3 protein-coding genes and 1 pseudogene are annotated in these 2,815 nt (G+C 59.8%); all 4 read right to left on the bottom strand.

Features of this window, described 5'->3' with window-relative positions; translation table 11 throughout:
- A pseudogene (locus ABX749_RS28380) lies at nucleotides 1-253 on the bottom strand (hypothetical protein); the annotation flags it as partial.
- Nucleotides 250-1,092, bottom strand: a complete 843-nt coding sequence (locus ABX749_RS28375) for a hypothetical protein (RefSeq protein WP_372898997.1) — start codon at nucleotides 1,090-1,092, stop codon at nucleotides 250-252. The gene ABX749_RS28375 and the pseudogene ABX749_RS28380, both read right to left, overlap by 4 nt.
- Complete coding sequence (locus ABX749_RS28370) at nucleotides 1,089-2,144, bottom strand: type II secretion system F family protein (protein ID WP_372898996.1); 1,056 nt, start codon at nucleotides 2,142-2,144, stop codon at nucleotides 1,089-1,091. Before ABX749_RS28370 ends, ABX749_RS28375 begins: the two co-directional genes overlap by 4 nt.
- The coding region (locus ABX749_RS28365; protein WP_372898995.1) for a GspE/PulE family protein at nucleotides 2,141-2,815 on the bottom strand (675 nt) is incomplete at its 5' end. The genes ABX749_RS28370 and ABX749_RS28365, both read right to left, overlap by 4 nt.

Below are 2,815 nucleotides of genomic sequence, written 5' to 3'. Positions count from 1 at the left end.
GGCTCGCCGCTGCGATGGACACGACAAACAGTGCGACCAACAACAAGGTCACCGGATGCGGTGCCGCGGCGCACACCGCCAACAAGCATATCACCCACATCACCCATTCCATCACGTCCAGAAACGCGATCAACAGCACCGGCATTGTAATCGCCGGACGCCGCAGCAATGTTCGATTAACCGCGCGCAGGGTCGCCGCCAACACAGCCGGAACCACAATCGCGACGAACAGTTGAAGGATCGAATCGCTCAATAGATCAACCCCCGTATCTGCGTCTGCATCGACATTCCCATCAACAGCAGTGCGAAAAAGGCGATGAAGACGGACGCCAACAGAAAACTGATCGACACGAATGCGGCCGTGCGATCGAGCCGCGATTGAGCCAAAACGTGACACTCCGACGTCGCGCGATGCCAGATCTGAACGGCTTGCTCGGTCGCTTGTTCGGCGGCAAGCCCTACGGTGGACGCAAGCCCTACGGTGGACAGGGCGGCCACCGCGGACAACGGTTGTTCTTGGATCGGTGACGATTGCAGAACCATCGACAGCGGATGGCCGAGCTCGATGCGTTTGGATGAAATCGCCGACCAGCGCCGCAGCCCGGCATGATGAACCGTCTCCGAAGCCTGCTGCAGCGCGTTCCCGTAGGTCTGTGAGCGCAGCAACGATTGATAGATCGATTGACAAAATTCGCCCATCGCGACCATCCGCATGGTCGATCCGATCCATGGCATCGACCCGGCGACGGTTGACAACAGCGGCGGGAGGCGTTGCAGGATCATCATCAGGATGACGAGGTAGCCGAGGATCGCGAGGACCGCAGCGACGACGTAGCCCAACGCCGTCACCTTCATCCAAGTCACGTCCATCATCTCCGGTCTCCAGGAACGCAACACCACGGTGTCACTGGCGACTTCGGCCATGGTCAGAATCAAGTACACGCCGACCGCCAGGGCGGTCAGCAGATACAAAACCCCGATCGAAACCACGCGAGTCAGTCGGCGCCGCGTGTCTTCACGTATCGATTGCCAGAGTTCGAGTTCGGCAGTCGCGGCAATGCTGTTTTCCACGTCGATTTGCGGTTGATTCACTGAACCACCTCGCCGACGACGTCCAACAGCGGCTTCACAATGGCCTGAACCAATATCACCATCATTCCGATCATCAACATCCAAGTCACCAGACGCGGCAGCATTTCGGTCCACCACACTTGGTTGCGGTGAGACTGTTGCGTGTAGAGGTCGCTCAATCGCTGCAGATCCAACGCAATGCTCTCCGCTGGGCGGTTTCCGCTGACCAAATCCGCAACACAGCGACCGACCGGATGGGGCGTATCGGGAGGGATTGCCAACGAGGATTCCGATGTCATTCCGCCGCGAATGTTCTCGATCACGCCGGCCCACGATGCGGCGAACGTGGGACCGACGACCTCGGCGGACGACTGGATCAACCGGCCCAGTTCCAAGTCACCGGTAGTCGTCGCAGCCTGTCGGTCGGGCGGACTGACCTGGATCGCCAACCAGCGACAGAACGTGGCGTGATCGCGATACACCGAACCGCCGTTGATGGAGCGGGAAAAGCCCCAATACAACACCAGCGAAAACAATCCGACGACGGCCAGGGTCGCGATGGCGGCCAGTAAAAAGTCTTGGGCAAAGGCCTGGCAGATTTCCGTGACTGACGGCGCGAACGCTGGTCGAATCAATTGCGACTCGGAGAGCGACACGAGGATCCAGGGCATCACGAAAAACAGAATCGCCGCGGATACGATGACGTTCAGCACCGGATTGATCGACGCGAAACGGATCCGCCGTCGCGACTCATTGGCTTGGCGAATCAACCGTCCGGCCTCGTCAATTGGCACAGTGGACCCGGTCCGTGCCATGACTTCCATCGCAACTCGCAGCGGCGCCTGACAAGCACGTGACAACGACGCAATCGACTCCGACGCCGATTGCCCTCGGTCGATCTTGGATCGCACCGCCCTGGCCGCCCGACCGATTTTTCCCATCGATGCGTCATCCAAATCGGCCAGCCCCGCAATCAAGGGACGACCCGACGCCGCCATCGCCGACACCTCGTTCAATAGCATTACCAGCGAGTCGTCGTCCAAGTTGATCTTCGGTGTGTCCGCTGACATCATGGTCGTCGCCCCAGCACGCGAAACACTTCGTTTGCATCCGTCATGCCTTGGTCGATCAATCGCGCCGCCTGGTCGTGCAACGAATCGATCCCTGCGTCGGCGGCGATCGCGTCGATTTCAATCGCGGATCGGCCTTCGACCAACCCGTCGAATACTGCTTGGCCGGCCGACGATCCGTCGAACGCAAGAAGTTGCGAGATCGGGATGCGTCCTTGGTATCCCGTACCGTGACACCCCTGGCAATTCGGATTTGGGGCTGAGTTTGATTCAGCCGAACACGGCGAACAGAGTCGCCGCACCAAACGTTGGCACAAGATGCCGCGCAGTCCGCTTTGGATCGCGTAACTGGGCAACTTCATTTGCACCAATCGACGCAGCGTCACGCCGATTGAGCTGGCATGGATAGACGAAAAACACAACTGGCCGGTCATCGACGCCGCCAAAACAGCTTCGGCGGTCTCGACGTCGCGGATCTCGCTGACCAGCAACACTTCGGCGTCCTGTCGAACCGCCGCGCGAAGCGCCGACGCCAGCGTCATGCCGCTGGTCGGCTGCAATTGACTTTGGCTGATCGAATCGATCACCGACTCGATCGGATCTTCGATCGTCAAGACGCTGCGCTGAAACCCGCTGCCGGCGATGTAGCGGAGACAGGCGTAGAGCGTCGTGGT

Source organism: Stieleria sp. (assembly GCF_041595215.1).
GTDB lineage: Bacteria > Planctomycetota > Planctomycetia > Pirellulales > Pirellulaceae > Stieleria > Stieleria magnilauensis.
The sequence above is the reverse complement of the archived record's forward strand: the minus strand, read 5'-3'. Positions and strand labels throughout refer to the sequence as shown.

Coding starts and splice junctions, on each gene's coding strand:
- ABX749_RS28370 (WP_372898996.1), bottom strand. CDS start 2,144: ATGATGTCAGCGGACACACCGAAGATCAACTTGGACGACGACTCGCTG.